This window comes from Nocardia sp. CNS-044 (assembly GCF_059570515.1).
Genome location: NZ_JCANSX010000009.1, coordinates 105,338 through 119,771 on the forward strand (window position 1 = coordinate 105,338; position 14,434 = coordinate 119,771).

15 protein-coding genes are annotated in these 14,434 nt (G+C 69.5%); 10 read left to right on the forward strand and 5 right to left on the reverse strand.

What is annotated here, in order from left to right:
* Nucleotides 1–93: 93 nt before the first annotated feature.
* The 10 genes from T333_RS23255 to T333_RS23300 all read left to right on the forward strand — a co-directional run bounded on the left by T333_RS23255 (nt 94) and on the right by T333_RS23300 (nt 10,451).
* Nucleotides 94–1,143, forward strand: coding sequence for a 3-oxoacyl-ACP synthase III family protein (locus T333_RS23255; RefSeq protein WP_496425834.1), 1,050 nt, complete (start codon nt 94–96; stop codon nt 1,141–1,143).
* A 9-nt stretch (nt 1,144–1,152) separates the two neighbouring features.
* Nucleotides 1,153–2,067, forward strand: a complete 915-nt coding sequence (locus T333_RS23260; RefSeq protein WP_496425835.1) for a 3-oxoacyl-[acyl-carrier-protein] synthase III C-terminal domain-containing protein — start codon at nt 1,153–1,155, stop codon at nt 2,065–2,067.
* On the forward strand, nt 2,064–3,743 hold the full coding sequence (locus T333_RS23265; protein ID WP_357248798.1) for a fatty acid CoA ligase family protein: 1,680 nt from the start codon (nt 2,064–2,066) through the stop codon (nt 3,741–3,743). Before T333_RS23260 ends, T333_RS23265 begins: the two co-directional genes overlap by 4 nt.
* A complete protein-coding gene (locus tag T333_RS23270; RefSeq protein WP_357248795.1) occupies nt 3,740–4,054 on the forward strand; it encodes a hypothetical protein in 315 nt (104 codons plus the stop codon). Before T333_RS23265 ends, T333_RS23270 begins: the two co-directional genes overlap by 4 nt.
* Nucleotides 4,051–5,094: an NAD-dependent epimerase/dehydratase family protein gene (locus T333_RS23275; protein ID WP_496425836.1), complete on the forward strand. Its 1,044-nt coding sequence runs from the start codon at nt 4,051–4,053 to the stop codon at nt 5,092–5,094. The genes T333_RS23270 and T333_RS23275 overlap by 4 nt, the downstream gene beginning before the upstream one ends.
* A gap of 13 nt (nt 5,095–5,107) precedes the next feature.
* Nucleotides 5,108–6,301, forward strand: a complete 1,194-nt coding sequence (locus tag T333_RS23280) for a peptide synthetase (RefSeq protein ID WP_496425837.1) — start codon at nt 5,108–5,110, stop codon at nt 6,299–6,301.
* 96 nt (nt 6,302–6,397) lie between these two features.
* Entirely contained in the window at nt 6,398–8,524 is a 2,127-nt protein-coding gene (locus T333_RS23285) for an MMPL family transporter (RefSeq protein WP_496425838.1), read from the forward strand.
* A gap of 122 nt (nt 8,525–8,646) precedes the next feature.
* Entirely contained in the window at nt 8,647–9,534 is an 888-nt protein-coding gene (locus T333_RS23290; protein WP_357248786.1) for a universal stress protein, read from the forward strand.
* 112 nt (nt 9,535–9,646) lie between these two features.
* Nucleotides 9,647–10,036: a hypothetical protein gene (locus T333_RS23295; RefSeq protein WP_355002427.1), complete on the forward strand. Its 390-nt coding sequence runs from the start codon at nt 9,647–9,649 to the stop codon at nt 10,034–10,036.
* Between the two features lie 109 nt (nt 10,037–10,145).
* On the forward strand, nt 10,146–10,451 hold the full coding sequence (locus T333_RS23300; protein WP_496425839.1) for a hypothetical protein: 306 nt from the start codon (nt 10,146–10,148) through the stop codon (nt 10,449–10,451).
* A gap of 134 nt (nt 10,452–10,585) precedes the next feature.
* Here the strand turns inward: T333_RS23300 and T333_RS23305 are convergent, their stop codons facing one another.
* The 5 genes from T333_RS23305 to T333_RS23325 form a co-directional block, all read right to left on the reverse strand.
* A complete protein-coding gene (locus T333_RS23305) occupies nt 10,586–11,227 on the reverse strand; it encodes an NAD(P)-dependent oxidoreductase (protein WP_355002425.1) in 642 nt (213 codons plus the stop codon).
* 117 nt (nt 11,228–11,344) lie between these two features.
* Nucleotides 11,345–11,749: a DUF8820 family protein gene (locus T333_RS23310; RefSeq protein ID WP_355002424.1), complete on the reverse strand. Its 405-nt coding sequence runs from the start codon at nt 11,747–11,749 to the stop codon at nt 11,345–11,347.
* 10 nt (nt 11,750–11,759) lie between these two features.
* Entirely contained in the window at nt 11,760–12,749 is a 990-nt protein-coding gene (locus T333_RS23315) for a DUF6745 domain-containing protein (protein ID WP_496426119.1), read from the reverse strand.
* 223 nt (nt 12,750–12,972) lie between these two features.
* Nucleotides 12,973–13,488: a peptide-methionine (S)-S-oxide reductase MsrA gene (gene msrA, locus T333_RS23320; protein WP_355002422.1), complete on the reverse strand. Its 516-nt coding sequence runs from the start codon at nt 13,486–13,488 to the stop codon at nt 12,973–12,975.
* Between the two features lie 132 nt (nt 13,489–13,620).
* Nucleotides 13,621–14,382, reverse strand: coding sequence for a hypothetical protein (locus T333_RS23325; RefSeq protein ID WP_355002421.1), 762 nt, complete (start codon nt 14,380–14,382; stop codon nt 13,621–13,623).
* Between the last annotated feature and the right edge of the window lie 52 nt (nt 14,383–14,434).

Here is a 14,434-nt window from a genome sequence, read left to right on the forward strand (position 1 = left end):
ACCCATTTCTAGTTACTCTCCGGTAGTGTTCCGTCGCACCGACGATCAGAGAAGATCCGGAACCGTATCTGTCAACGATTTCCAGGAGCTCACGTGTCGCATTCTCGCTTCGAATCCATCGGCGCATATCTGCCCTCGAAAGTCGTCACCACCGAGGAGCTGATCGCGCGGCTGAAGGTGCCGCCGTCGTTCGATCTCGAGCGAATCACAGGAATCAAGGAACGCCGGGTGCACGATACGCGTCCGGAAAGTTACGAGGATTCCTTTGCGCTCGCCATCAAGGCCGCTGAGGACTGTCTGTCCAGGTCACGGTATTCCGCTGCCGATCTCGACGTGATCATCTCCAGTTCGATCACCCGCAGCAAGCACGGTACCCGGGTATACATGGAGCCCTCTTTCGCCTCCTCGATCGCCAAGCACGTCGGCGCTCGAAAGGCGATCACTTTCGATATTTCGAACGCGTGTGCCGGAATGCTCTCCGGCACCTACATCCTGGATCGGATGATCCGCGCGGGCATCGTCCGAAACGGCATGGTGGTCAGCGGCGAGGCAATTACGCCGATCTCCGAAACCGCGGTGAACGAGATTTCCGAGAAATACGATCTTCAGTTCGCCTCGCTGTCGGTCGGCGACTCGGGATGTGCGCTCGTGCTGGACGAGGCGGTCGACGACGCCGACAAGATCCACTACATCGAGATGATGACGGCCTCGGAGCACTCGCACCTGTGCCTCGGCATGCCCAGCGGCCGGACCCCGGGCGTCGCGCTCTACACCGACAACCGCAAGATGCACAACGAGGCCCGGTTCATGCTCTGGCCGAACACCCAGGGCAGCTACCTGGAGAAGCAGGGCACGACCTTCGCCGACGAGCAGTTCGACTACATCATCCACCACCAGTTCGGCGCCGCGGCGGTCCCGTACGCCAACGCCATCGCCGCGCGCGAGCTCGGCACGCCGATGCCGCCGGACCTCAATGTCATCCACAAGTACGGAAACACTTCCACCACTTCGCATTTCATCGTGCTGCACGATCAGCTCAGCGATCAGAACATCCCGGCGGGATCGAAACTGCTGATGATTCCGGCGGCCTCCGGCGTCGTGACCGGCTTCCTGTCCACCACCATCTCCTCCCTGAAGGTCTGAGGTATCGACATGGGCGTGCGTATCAAGTCCACCGGAGTCAGCCGGGCGGGCGACACCCACAGCATCATCACGCACAGCGGTCGCGCCGCGAAGCGCGCGATGGATCGGGCGGGCATCCAGCCCGAGCAGGTCGGTGTGATGATCAACGCGGGCGTGCACCGCGATTCGAACATCGTGGAACCGGCGGTGTCCGCGCTGATCCAGAAGGCGGCGGGCATCGGCCTGGAGTACCAGAAGGACGATCCGACCTCGTTCTCCTTCGATCTGATGAACGGCGCGATCGGCGTCCTCAACGCGGTGCAGGTGGCCACCTCCATCCTGGAGACCGGCAGCGCCGAGCACGTGCTGATCGTCTCCGGCGACACCCACCCGTCGCTGACCCGCGCGGTTGCCGACGACGAATTCCCTTACGCCACAGCGGGTGCCGCTCTGTTGCTGGAGCGGACCGACGAGCCCGAGGGCTTCGGCCGCGTGCACACCGCGACCGCCGAGGGCACCCCGGCCATCGAGGCCTACGTCGACACCGCCACCATGGGCACCGTCGGCCGCGGCCTGATGACCGTCGAGCGCGAGCCCGGCTTCGAGGACCGTCTGCTCGAGGTCGCGCTGGAGACCGCGCGGGCGGCGCTCGCCGAGGCCGGCGACGCCGACCTGTCGGGCACGGTGCTCATCGCCTCCACACCGAGCGCGGAATTCCCGCTGCGGCTCGCGGATTCGCTCGGCATCGCCCGGGATTCGGTGCGCACGCCGGACCTGTCCTACGGCGACCCGCACACCGCCGCGCTGCCGCTGGCCTACGACCGCGCGGTGGCGCAGGAGACGCTCGGCGCGCACACGCGGGTGCTGTTCGTCGCGGCGGGCGCGGGTCCGTCGGCGGCGGCGGTGCTGTACCGGCTGCCCGCCCTCGTCGGGGCGCCCGCGTGACCGAAGGGAACTACTGGCAGGCCATCGACCGGTTCCGTGCGTTCGCGCGCACGGAGCCGGACCGCCAAGCGGTGATCTACCCCGAGGGGAAGAATCCCGATGGCCTGCCGGCCTATCGGCACATCAGCTATCGCGAACTCGACGAGTGGTCGGACGCGATCGCCGAGCGGCTCACCGCCTCGGGTGTCGGCACCGGCACCCGCACCATCGTGCTGGTGCTGCCGAGCCCCGAGCTCTACGCGATCATGTTCGCGTTGTTGAAGATCGGCGCCGTGCCCGTGGTCATCGACCCGGGCATGGGTGTGGGCAAGATGCTGCGCTGCCTGCGCGCGGTGGACGCCGAGGCGTTCATCGGCATCCCGCAGGCGCACGCGCTGCGCGTCCTGTTCCGCCACAGCTTCCGCGGCGTGCGCGTCGCGGTCACGGTCGGCAAGCAGTGGTTCTGGCGCGGCGAGCGGTTGGCGGACTGGGGCCGCCGCCCGCAGCGGCCGCTGCCGCAGCGGACCCCGGCCTCCCCGGAGAGCCTGCTGCTCATCGCCTTCACGACCGGAAGCACCGGCCCGGCCAAGGCGGTTCAGCTCACCCACGGCAATCTCGCCGCGATGGTGGAGCAGGTCGACACCGCGCGCGACCACGTCCCGCCGGACACCTCGCTGATCACGCTGCCGCTGGTCGGCGTGCTCGATCTGCTGCTCGGTGCGCGCTGCGTGCTGCCGCCGCTCATTCCCAGCAAGGTCGGTTCGACCGATCCGGCGCACGTGGTCGACGCCATCGCCAAGTTCGGGGTGCGGACCATGTTCGCCTCCCCCGCGGTGCTGATCCCGCTGCTGCGCCACCTGGAGCAGCAGCCGACGGCGCTGCCCACGCTCGGCAGCATCTACTCCGGCGGCGCGCCGGTGCCGGACTGGTGCATCGCCGGTCTGCGCGAGGTACTCGCCGAGGACGTGCGCATCTTCGCCGGCTACGGCTCCACCGAGGCGCTGCCCATGTCCACCATCGAATCACGGGAACTGCTCGATGGTTTGGTGACCAGGGCGCACCAGGGCGACGGCACCTGCATCGGGCGGCCGTCGGACCGGGTCGAGGCGCGCCTGGTGGCCATCACCGACGCGCCGATCCCCACCTGGGCGCACGCCGAGGAACTGGCGGGTGAACTCGAGAAGACAAGGGGCGTCGGCGAACTCGTCGTCTCGGGTCCGAACGTGAGCACCGAGTACTACTGGCCGGGGGAGGCGAACCGCCAAGGCAAGATCGTCGACGGCGCGCGGATCTGGCACCGTACCGGCGACCTGGCCTGGATCGATGAACAGGGCCGAATCTGGTTCTGCGGGCGCAAGAGTCAGCGGGTGGTGACAGCGGACGGACCGATGTTCACCGTGCAGGTCGAGCAGATCTTCAACACGGTGCCCGGCGTGGCCCGCACGGCGCTGGTCGGCGTCGGCGAGCGCGGCGCGCAACGGCCGGTGCTGTGCGTCGAGCTGAAGCCGGGCGCGGACCGCACCGCCGTCGAGCTGAAATTGCGCACCCGCGCCACCGAATTCGACCTCACCAAGCCGATCTCCGATGTGCTCGTGCATCCGAAGTTCCCGGTGGACATCCGGCACAACGCCAAGATCGGCCGTGAACAGCTCGCGGTGTGGGCGGACAAGCAGTGGAAAGCCGAGGCGCGACGATGAAAACTACCGCGCTACGCGCGATTCCGATCCTCGGCTGGCTCTACCTGGCGGCCGGTCTGGTCGCGGCGCGCACCGGACAGGCGCCGCGCAACCGGTGGCTGCGCGCCGTGTGGTGGATCGACGCGTTTCTCAGCGTGGTGGTGCACGCGGCGCAGATTCCGGTCGCGCTGCGCGCCACCCGCGGCACCGGGCATTCACCGTGGAAGACCGCGGTGCTGACCCAGATCTTCGGCCTGACCTGGTACGGCGCGAGCTTGGGCGCCGGGTCGGGCGACGGACTACCCAGCGATCATCGAGAGGGCGAGCGATGAAGATTCTCGTGACCGGAGCGTCGGGTTTCCTCGGCGGCGCACTCGTGCGGCGGCTGGTGGCCGACGGAGCGCACGACGTGCGAATCCTGGTGCGGCGCACCAGCAATCTCAACGATCTCGGCGACGCGCGAGAGCGGGTGGAGATCGTCTACGGCGATCTCACCGACGCGCCGTCGCTGGTGGAGGCGACCGGCGGCATCGACGCGGTCGTGCACAGCGCGGCGCGCGTCGACGAACGCGGCACCCGCGAGCAGTTCTGGGAGGAGAACGTCCGCGCCACCCAGCGGCTGCTCGACGCGGCCAAGCGAGGTGGGGCGTCGCGGTTCGTGTTCATCTCCAGCCCGAGCGCGATGATGGACTACCACGGCGGCGACCTGCTCGACATCGACGAGTCCCTCCCCTACCCGCGCCGCTACCTGAATCTCTACTCCGAGACCAAGGCCGCGGCCGAACGCGCCGTACTCGCCGCGAACGCACCGGGCTTCACCACCTGCGCGCTGCGGCCGAGGGCGATCTGGGGCGCGGGCGACCGGTCGGGCCCGATCGTGCGGCTGCTCGGCCGCACCGCCGAAGGCAAGCTGCCGGATCTGTCGTTCGGACGCGAGGTGTACGCGTCGCTGTGCCATGTCGACAACATCGTCGAGGCCGTCGTGCTGGCGCTGGACACCGAGAATGTCGGCGGCAAGCCGTATTTCATCGCCGACGCCGAGAAGACGAACGTGTGGCAGTTCCTCGGGCAGGTCGCCACCGAACTCGGCTACCAACCGCCGACCAGGCAGCCGAACCGCCGGGTGCTCGACGCGGTGGTGGCCGTGATCGAGGCCGTCTGGCGGATTCCCGCGGTGTCCACTCGCTGGTCGCCGCCGCTGTCCCGCTACGCGGTCGCGCTGATGACCCGCTCGGCGACCTACGACACCGGCGCGGCCACCCGCGACTTCGGCTACCGCCCGATCGTCGATCGGGCCACGGGGCTGGCGAGCTTCCTCGCCTGGCTCGACACTCAGGGGGGCGTCCGCGAACTGACCAGGCATTTGCGCTGACCCGGAGGCAAACATGAGCAGCGACACCACCTTTCGTCGTCCCATCACCCCGACCGAGCGCCTGTACTTCGCCGCGCGAGAGCTCGCTCCGCCGTTCCTGATGCAGGTGGCGGTGCACGGGCAGGGCACGCTGGACCCCGCCGAACTCCAGCGTGCGGTCGACACCGTCGCGGCGGCCATCCCCGGCTCCCGGCTCGTCCGCGACGGCGTCGAATGGGTGGACTCGGGCCTCGCGCCCACCGTGCGGGTCGTCCACGGCCACACCCTGACCTACCCCGAGCTGGAGAACGACCCCGTCCTCAACAGCCCGATCGGTCCGACGCCCGACCGCACCTGTGAAGTCCTGCTGCTCACCGCGGATCCGGTGACCATCGTCTTTCGCGCCTTCCACGGCGTGATGGACGGCATGGGCATGCGCATGTGGGTGGACGACGTGTTCCGCGCGCTGCGCGGCGTCGAGCCGTTCGGCGCGCCCGACCCGGTCGCGGACGCGGAACTGGTCGCGCGCATCGGCGCTCCCGGCAAGCCTTCGCTGCTGCTGCCGTTCTTCTCGTCGGCGGCCGGGCGCGGCAAGCAGGACCCGAGCGCGTCACGCTGGTTGCTGCGGCACCGCACGATCGACGCGACCGGCAAGGGCATCGTCGCGCGTGTGGCGGCGGTGCTCGCCGAAGCGACGCAGGCCAAGTCTCGCTTCATGATTCCGGTCGACCTGCGCAGGCACGACCCCGCGCTGCGGTCCACCGCCAATCTCGCGTTGCCGCTGTTCCTCGACGTCGTCCCCGGCGACGACTGGAAGTCCGTGAACGACCAGTTGCGCGCTGGCCTCCGGGAGAACCGCGAGCTCAACCAGATGGACAACGGCGGGCTGACGGCGTTCCCGTCCGCGGTCGTGCGCGGGGTGATGCGCGCGGGCAACTGGGTCGGCGCCCGCCTCGGCCGGAATCTCGTCTCCGCCACGGTGACCCACGTGGGCGTCTTCGACCTCACGGAGATGGCGGTGCCCGGCTATACCCCGGTGTCCGTCCGGGTGCTGCCGCAGCACAGCGGGATGATGCCGCTGCTGTTCGGCATCGTGGAATCCGGTGGGCGGCTGGAGATCACGGTGTCGTGCCGCAACGGCGCGGGGGTCGAGCAGCGACTGGAGGCGCTGCTGGATCGCCTCGTGGCCACCTTGGAACGCGAACTCGCGGCATCGTCGGCGCGCTGACTCCGGCATCTACGGCACAACCACTGCGGCACAGGAGTTTCCGATGAGCCACACCCATCCTTTCGTTCCGGGGGACGACCATCGGGCGGGTCCGCGATGATCGCGTGGGCCAGATTCGTGATGGCGCGGCCACGCACGGTGCTCGGCGTCGCGGTGGTGGTCATGGGTTTGTGCGGGTTGTTCGGTGCGAGTGCCGCCGAGCAGCTCAGCGCGGGCGGATTCATCGACCCGAACAGCGAGTCCGCGCTGGTCGACCGGCTCGTCACCGAGCACTTCGGCCCGCAGAATCCCGACGTGGTGGCGATCTACACGGCCCCGGAGGGCCAGACACTCGCCGACATCGGGCCGCGGGTGCGCGCGGCGATCGCCGCCATCGACCCCGCGCTGCTGGCGCGGCCGGTCGAAAGCTACTGGAACAGCGTCCCGCCGCGCACCACCTTCCTGCGCTCGCCCGACGAGCGGCAGGCGCTGGCGGTGGTGTTCACCGCGGGCGATGACACCGAGCGCGTCGCCGCCTATCCAAAACTCGCAGCGGCGCTGCGCGTTCCCGGCATCGAGACCGAACTGTCCGGCTACAGCGCCGTGTCCACCGGGATCACCGCGCAGTCGCAGCGAGATCTGCTGGTGGCCGAGTCGATCTCGCTGCCGGTGACGCTGCTGGTGCTGGTGCTGGTGTTCGGCGGGGTCGCGGCGGCCTCGCTGCCCGTCGTGGTCGGCATGCTCGCGGTCGCCGGTGCGATGGGCGCGATTCGGGTGCTGAGCGAAGTGACCGAGGTGAGCACCTTCGCGGTCAACATCGCCTCGCTGCTCGGGCTCGGCATGGCGATCGACTACGGGCTGTTCCTGGTCAACCGGTTCCGCGAGGAGATGGCCGACGGACGCGACGTGCCGAAAGCGATCGAACGCACCTGCGCGACCGCGGGCCGCACCGTCGCGTTCTCCGCGCTTCTGCTGATCTGCGCGTTCGCCGGAACCTTCGTCTTCCCGCAGGCGGTGTTGCGCTCCTTGGGTTTCGGCGCCATCGCGGCCGTCGCGCTGGCCGCCGCGCTCTCGCTGACCGTGCTGCCCGCGATGCTCGCCTTGTTCGGTCCCCGCATCGGTCGCGCGCGGACATCCGAACGCACCGAACGGTTCTGGGGTCGCGTCGTCGGCGCCGTGCTGCGCAGACCGGGTGTGGTCACGATCGCGGTGGGCGCGGTATTGCTCGCGCTGGCCGCGCCGCTCAGCGGCATCCGGCTCGGCGACATCGATCACCGGGCCCTGCCCGAAGGCCACGCGATGCGCGAGACGGTCGAACGGCTCACCGCCGAATTCCCCGCCGCGAGCAGCGGTGTCACCGCGGTGCTGCGCGGGGTGGACGGCTCGGTGCCCAACGCCGCCGCGGTCGACGAGACGCTGCGCGCGCTCGGCGAGGTGCCCGGCGTGCGCTCGGTGCTGCAGGTCGGGCGTGCCGAGGATTTCGTGGTGCTGCACGTCTTCCTGACCGCCACCGACCGCAGCGAGGCCGCCACGGCCGCGGTGCTCGACATCCGCGCCCTGGAGCCCCCGCCGGACACCGTGATTCGGGTCGGCGGCGACACCGCGGCCACTCGCGACAGCGTCGACTCCATCGTGGCGCGGATGCCGCTGATGGTGCTGGCCATGGTGCTGGCGACCATGGGCCTGTTGCTCGCCGCCTTCCGATCGATCATGTTGCCGCTCAAGGCGGTCGGTATGGCGTTCCTCAGTCTCGCCGCGACTTTCGGCGTGCTCACCTGGATCTTCGCCGACGGCCACCTCGCGGGACCGCTGGGCGTCAGCGTCGGGCCGATCGCCGCGGGCATGCTGGTGCTGATAATCGCGGTGGTCTTCGGACTGTCCACCGACTACGAGGTGTTCCTGCTCTCGCGGATGGTCGAGGCGCACAACGCCGGCGCGGACACCGCCGAGGCGGTGCGCATCGGGACGGTCAAGACCGCACGCGTCATCACGGCGGCCGCCGTGCTGCTCGTCCTGGTCACCGGCGCGTTCACGCTCTCGCCGCTGACGCCGATGCGGTTCCTCGGCCTGGGCATGATCATCGCCCTCGTCATCGACGCGACCTTGGTGCGGATGTTGCTCGTTCCCGCGCTCGTGCAGCTGATGGGCGAGGCCAACTGGTGGGTGCCGGGCGCGAAGCGTCCGCGCCGCCACGTCGCCACCGTGCTGGAGAAGACCGGGGAGCCCGCGGCCACGTCCTCCTGAGCGAGCGCGATCTTCGACACCGGAACACCTGCCATCGCGCGCGGTATCGTCGCGGGAGGTGGCTTCGGTCCACCGCGGCTTTCTCGAGGTCAGGCATACGCGCGGCACGGGAGGAGACGGTCATGGCGGAGAAACCGGCGGTCTTGGTGGGCGTGGACGGTTCCGCGGGGTCGACGGCGGCGGTGATCTGGGCGGCGCAGACCGCCGCGCGGCGTCGGGCGCCGCTACACCTGCTGCACATCGTCGACGTGGTGGCCGACTACGGTCCCGGCGCCACCGAGCCGCTCACCGCGACCGATTACGCGCTGCTCACCGAGCACGGCCGGACGCTGCTCGACACCGCCGCCAAGCAGGCCGGGGAGGCCGCGGCGGAATTCGGTGGTGTCGCGGTCGGCACGGAGCTGGTGCAGGCGGTGACCACACCGACCCTGCTGCAGCACACCGAAGGCGCCCTCATGGTCGTCGTGGGCACCAGGGAGCGCGGAACCTTACGGCGGGCGCTGCTCGGTTCGGTCAGTTCGGTGCTGGCGCGGCGCGCGCACTGCCCGGTCGCCGTCGTACGCGAGGGCATCGAGCTCTCGCCGGAGGTGCGGGCGCGGCCGGTGATCGTCGGCGTGGACGGCACCGAGGTGAGCGAGCCCGCGATCGGCATCGCGCTGGCCGAGGCGGCGGCGCGGGAGGTGGACGTCGTCGCCCTGCACGTCTGGACCGGGGTCGAGCTGCCCGAACGCTACGGATCGGCCCCGGAGGCGAGCGCCGCCGACATGGAGTACGTGCTGGCCGAGAGCCTCGCGGGCTGGCAGGAGCGCTTTCCCGACGTCCGCATCCACCGGGAGGTCGTCAAAGATCGGCCGGAACGCGTGCTGCGCGAACGTTCCGAGGACGCGCAGTTGCTGGTGGTCGGCACGCGGGGGCGCGGCGGGTTCACCAGCATGTTGTTCGGCTCGACCAGCCAGTCGCTGATGCTCTCCGCGGACTGCCCGGTGATCATCGCCCACGACGCCGACTGAGCCGCCGCGGCGTCTTTCCGCGATCCCCGGGGCGAATTCGTGTTTCGATGGAACCGGTTCCGGCGCCAGTGCGTCTCATTCATCGACGGAACCAGTGGAAGGGGCGACCGCTATGGCCGTGGCAAGCCCGTTCGGGGCATTCATCGAAGGCGCCAGAACCGGTGCGCTACAAGTGCGTCTGGAACCGCAGGTCTTCGTCGACCTGGATCGCGCCTGCCAGGAGCTGGCCGACGCGCTGACAGGCGCGCGACACGACGCACAGTCGCTCGGTGAACTCGGCGCCTGGGGGCTCGGCGAGGACAATCCGCGACTCTGGTCGGCGATCGAGTTGGTGGAGTTGTTCCGGGAGAAGGCTTTCGGCGGGCCCGGCAGTGCCTACGACACGATCGGCGAGTACGTAGCGGTTGTCGATGAGATCCGAACGTTGTTCGGCGTCATCCGCGAGACGTTCGAGCGAACCGACGCGGAGTTCGCCGCCCGGATTCGGGAGATCACGGGATAGAGGTCTCGCGACCGTGACGCCAGTCACAAATTCGGCCCGGAGGGAACCGAATTCGATGTGCGACGTCCAATGCCATGACGGACAACGTATTTCGAGACAGGACGACGCATTGAAGCTTCGAACCGCCACCCTCCTCGTTTCCGCCGCGCTCGCGGTCTTCGGCGCGGTCACCGCGGGACCGGTCGCGGCGGAGCCGCTGGCCCACCTCGCGCCGACGGCTCACCATGACCACGACCCGTCCCACCCGGCCAACGGCTGCCCGCCGCCCCCGCTGGGAGTGGACGGCAAGCCACTGCCCCCGCCGCTGGGTCCCGACGGTAAGCCGCTGCCCCCGCCGCTCGACGCCGATGGCAAGCCGTGCCCGCCGCCGCTGGGCCCGGACGGCAAGCCGCTGCCACCGCCCGGACACCACTGATTCGCGGCGGATCAGGGAAATTCGGTGCCGAGGTAGTCGCCGCCTCGGCACCGATCCCACCGCGCGACACTACTTCTCACGCCGCGGCGCCACTCCGCACGCCCGGCACCACTCCGCACGCCCGGCACTACTTCTCACGCCGCGGCGACGGTGAACCTGGCGCCGCCGTGCACTGGGCGCTCCGCCTCGTCCAGCAGTGCGACGGCGAAGTCCTCCAGGGAGATTCGGGAGACGCCGTCCGGATCGCTGAGCAGTTCGTCGCCGCCGAGGCGGTAGGCACCGGTCCGCTCGCCGGGCAGCAGTTCCGCGGGCGGGCTCAGGTAGCTCCAGTTCGCGGTCGGCGCCGCACGGCACACGGCGAGCTGCTCCGCGCAGGCCTGCGCGATCGGGCGCAATTCCGCTGGGAAATCCGGCATCTCGTGCAAGGTCATCCCCTCGGCGCCGGGAACGAGCAACGTCGACGCGCCGCCGACCACCAACAGCCGCACCCCGGTCCGCGCCACGCCCGCGAGGATCGCCGCCGTCGTCTCCGGCAGATCGGCTTCCCGGCCGGGCGCGGGCCGGGTGGCGGTGATGACCAGATCCTGCCCCGCACTGAGAGATTCGACATCGTCCACTTTCGCGGCGTCACCCGCGCGGACCTCGACTTCCGCCGGTAGGCCCGTCGCCCGTTCCGGGTTGCGCACCACCGCCGTCACCTCGTGCCCGCGGGCGAGCGCCTCGGCAACGACCCGACGGCCGACTTCCCCCGCCGCTCCGAACACCGTGATCCGCATCGTCAGAACCTCCTCGTCGCAAGAATCTCTTAGCACTAAGTAATTTATCTCAACGCTAAACTATTCCGCAATCGGCATGTCCGACACCGCGTGAGCGCGCGCCGCTCCTGCTAGCTTTCAGTCGGCCACCAGGCGGGTCCGGTAGTTGCCGTGCTCGCGCTGGCGACGAATCACGTAGCACCCCGGTGCGGATCCGGTGGCTCCGTGTTCGGGATGCATCAGATAAGCGACTCCGAGGGCGTCGAACATCCCCAGCGCCAGGCCGGTCGGATCATTGAGCGCGGGCGTCCACAGGCAGGTGCCGTGTTCCGCCACGAGCGTGTGCGGGTTGCCGCCCGCGGCGCCCCGAAGCACCTCGATTCCGCTCGGCGGAACGTCGCGCCATCTCGCGTCGGTTCGAAGAGTCACCTCATCCGCCATTCGCGCGGGAATGACGAGAAGGTCGCCTTGGGCGTGCATGCCGTCGATGATCGGAATGCGCAGAGACTGCTCGAGCTGTTCGAGGGCAAGGGAATTCGTCATGAGTATCACCTCAGGTGCGATGGAGGAGCTGGGAGTACTGCGCGCGGCTCAGGCCGTAGGTCCAGGCGGCCGCGGCGATGGGGTCGTCGAAATGGCCGGGCACGGTCAGTCCGTAGCGGCGGCGGGTACCGTCGCGTTCGACCGAGCCGTTCACCGCGACCAAGACGCGTTCATTGCGGGGCAGGTCGTAGAGGAGCAGTTCCGAGCCGTGGTTACCCGGGTCGGGCGCGGTGGCCAGCAGCCGCATCCCGGCCTGCTCGAGATAGGCGGGCCAGCCGAGATTCTCGATGGCGCAACGCCGTACCTCGATGTTGGTTTCGCGATCGATGGCGGCGGCGGTCGGGGCGGTGATCACCCACTCGGGAATCCGCGTGCCGTGCCAGAAGTACAGCTCCCAGCCATCGCGGTAGCGCACGGCGGGGCCGTCGGCGCAATGCGGTCGCACCCTGTCGAGGTCGCCCGCGGTCTCGGTGCGCAGCGTCTCGGGTGGGTCCGACACGACGCACACCCCGTCGTCCGGCCACCACCACGGTCCGCACGCAGCCGCTGTCGCGGCCCAGGATTCCCACAACCGCCCCACACGGTCACGCCTGCCCACCAGACACTCCGACCAGGCCGGTAGCCAGCCGACCTGAAACGCGCCCTGCCAATTCAGCAGTAGGCTCGACGGCCGATCATGCGCCGCGTTCATGATGGGCTGCACGCAGCTGCCCCACGACGACCACAGCGGCGCGCTCACCCACATCTCGAACAATCGATGTGTCGCACCGACAAGCGGCAATTGTTCCAAGCGGAGTGACGAAAGGGCCTGCGGTACGGGGTGAGCGAGGCCACCCATATTCTGCTGCAATTGGCCGGACCGCCCCGGCTCGCCGGTCGTCAACGCGACCAACGGCGAAGAGACCCAACGGAATCGGGGTGGGTCGAGTCCGACCAATTCGTAGAGTTCGGATATCGCCGCTTCGGCGGCTGGACGATCGGCCGGTTCGGTGGACAGCATCCGACCGAGCCACTTACGACGGATTTCGGCAGCTTCCCGCTGCGAGTCGACACTCACCAGATGACGGTGGTGTCGTCCTTTCCAACGATCATGACGACAAGGGTGACAGACCGGCCGCGATTCGGCAACGGTCGGGTCCCCTGCAAGACGCAGGCGGGCACCATATTTCGGTGCCCGCCTGGGTTTGCCAGCTCATAACCCGGCCCGGCTCGACGCAGGACTACTACTGCGCCGTGGTCTGCCGCTTCGGCAGCTTCCACCCCGGACGCGGGAAGTGGCAGGTGTATCCGTCCGGGTAGCGCTCCAGATAGTCCTGGTGCTCCGGCTCGGCCTCCCAGAACTCGCTGGCCTGGGTCACCTCGGTGACGACCTTCCCCGGCCACAGCCCGGAGTCGTCGACGTCGAGGATGGTCTCGAGCGCCGTCCGCTTCTGATCCTCATCCAGATAGAAGATGGCCGATCGGTAGCTGGTGCCGATGTCGTTGCCCTGCCGATCCTTCGTCGTCGGATCGTGGATCTGGAAGAAGAACTCCAGCAGCGCCCGATAGTCGGTCCGCTCCGGGTCGTAGACGATCTCGACGGCCTCCGCGTGCCCCGGATGATTCCGGTACGTGGGGTGATCGTTGCGCCCACCGGTGTAGCCGACCCGCGTCGACAGCACCCCCGGCTGCTTACGAATCAGATCCTGCATGCCCCAGAAGCATCCGCCGGCCAGAATCGCCTTCCGCGCGTCGGTCACGCGTCCTCCTTCGCAGCTTGTACTTCCCGAAAGCCATTATCGGCCCCACGTACAACCCACGCCCCTGCGAGAAAAGTCCCATCTCGACAACCGCCACACCCCGCGCGGCGGCGACGGGCCGCTCACTTGTGATCAGGCGAGTTGCGAACCCACCGCGCCGCCGATCAGCCCACCGACCGCGGCGGCGGGGATGCCGAGCGCGGCCGCGCCGACCGCGGCGCCGACCGCGCCACCCGCGGCCGTTCCCACCCCGCATGCCATGGTTCCGACGCCGGCGCCGATCAGCCCGCCGCCGACCCCGCCGACCACCGCCGCCGGGACGCCCGCGATCGCCGCGCCGATCAGCGCGCCGCCCGCGATGTTGCCCGCCCGGCGCGCGTCGACGCCGAAGCCCTGCGTCGCCGCCGCGACATGGGCTTCGAACTCGGCGACACCGTGGTTCACTCCGGCGAGCACGTCGGCGGGCACCTCGTGCGGAACCGGTGCGCTGAACGAGCCGACACGCAGCGTGGGCGGCGGCGCCACCTCGGGCGCGGGTGGTTCCTGCGGCGCTTCCGGCGCGCTCTGCGGAACCGGCTCCGGCTCCTCGACCGGGTCGGCGTAGTCGAGTCCGGGCTCGACCTGCGGTTCTGGAGACGGCTGCTCCGGCGCGGGCGGCACGACCGGCTGGACCGGTTCGGTGGTGACACCGGGCTGGATGGGCGTCCCCGGCGCGACCGCCGGTTGCACCGGCTGCTCGGATTGGGTGATTCCCGGCGAGGTCGGCGCACCGGTCGGGTCCGCGGTCGCCGTCCCCGCGCAGACCACGGCTAGCGCGATCGTCCCCGCGCCGACCATCGGTCGGACGGCGTTGCGCGCGCCGGAGTTCTGTACCCGTCGATGCCGACCTGCCACGGCAAATACTCCCACTGCTCGAGGTGAATCACTCGGAGAGCACTGTCGACCG

Excerpts from the sequence above, each read along its gene's own strand:
- T333_RS23310 (WP_355002424.1), bottom strand. The coding sequence starts at position 11,749 with ATGACGAATTCCCTTGCCCTCGAACAGCTCGAGCAGTCTCTGCGCATT.
- T333_RS23280 (WP_496425837.1), top strand. The coding sequence starts at position 5,108 with ATGAGCAGCGACACCACCTTTCGTCGTCCCATCACCCCGACCGAGCGC.
- T333_RS23270 (WP_357248795.1), top strand. The coding sequence starts at position 3,740 with ATGAAAACTACCGCGCTACGCGCGATTCCGATCCTCGGCTGGCTCTAC.
- T333_RS23260 (WP_496425835.1), top strand. The coding sequence starts at position 1,153 with ATGGGCGTGCGTATCAAGTCCACCGGAGTCAGCCGGGCGGGCGACACC.
- T333_RS23290 (WP_357248786.1), top strand. The coding sequence starts at position 8,647 with ATGGCGGAGAAACCGGCGGTCTTGGTGGGCGTGGACGGTTCCGCGGGG.
- T333_RS23275 (WP_496425836.1), top strand. The coding sequence starts at position 4,051 with ATGAAGATTCTCGTGACCGGAGCGTCGGGTTTCCTCGGCGGCGCACTC.
- T333_RS23315 (WP_496426119.1), bottom strand. The coding sequence starts at position 12,749 with ATGCTGTCCACCGAACCGGCCGATCGTCCAGCCGCCGAAGCGGCGATA.
- T333_RS23295 (WP_355002427.1), top strand. The coding sequence starts at position 9,647 with ATGGCCGTGGCAAGCCCGTTCGGGGCATTCATCGAAGGCGCCAGAACC.
- T333_RS23285 (WP_496425838.1), top strand. The coding sequence starts at position 6,398 with ATGATCGCGTGGGCCAGATTCGTGATGGCGCGGCCACGCACGGTGCTC.
- T333_RS23305 (WP_355002425.1), bottom strand. The coding sequence starts at position 11,227 with ATGCGGATCACGGTGTTCGGAGCGGCGGGGGAAGTCGGCCGTCGGGTC.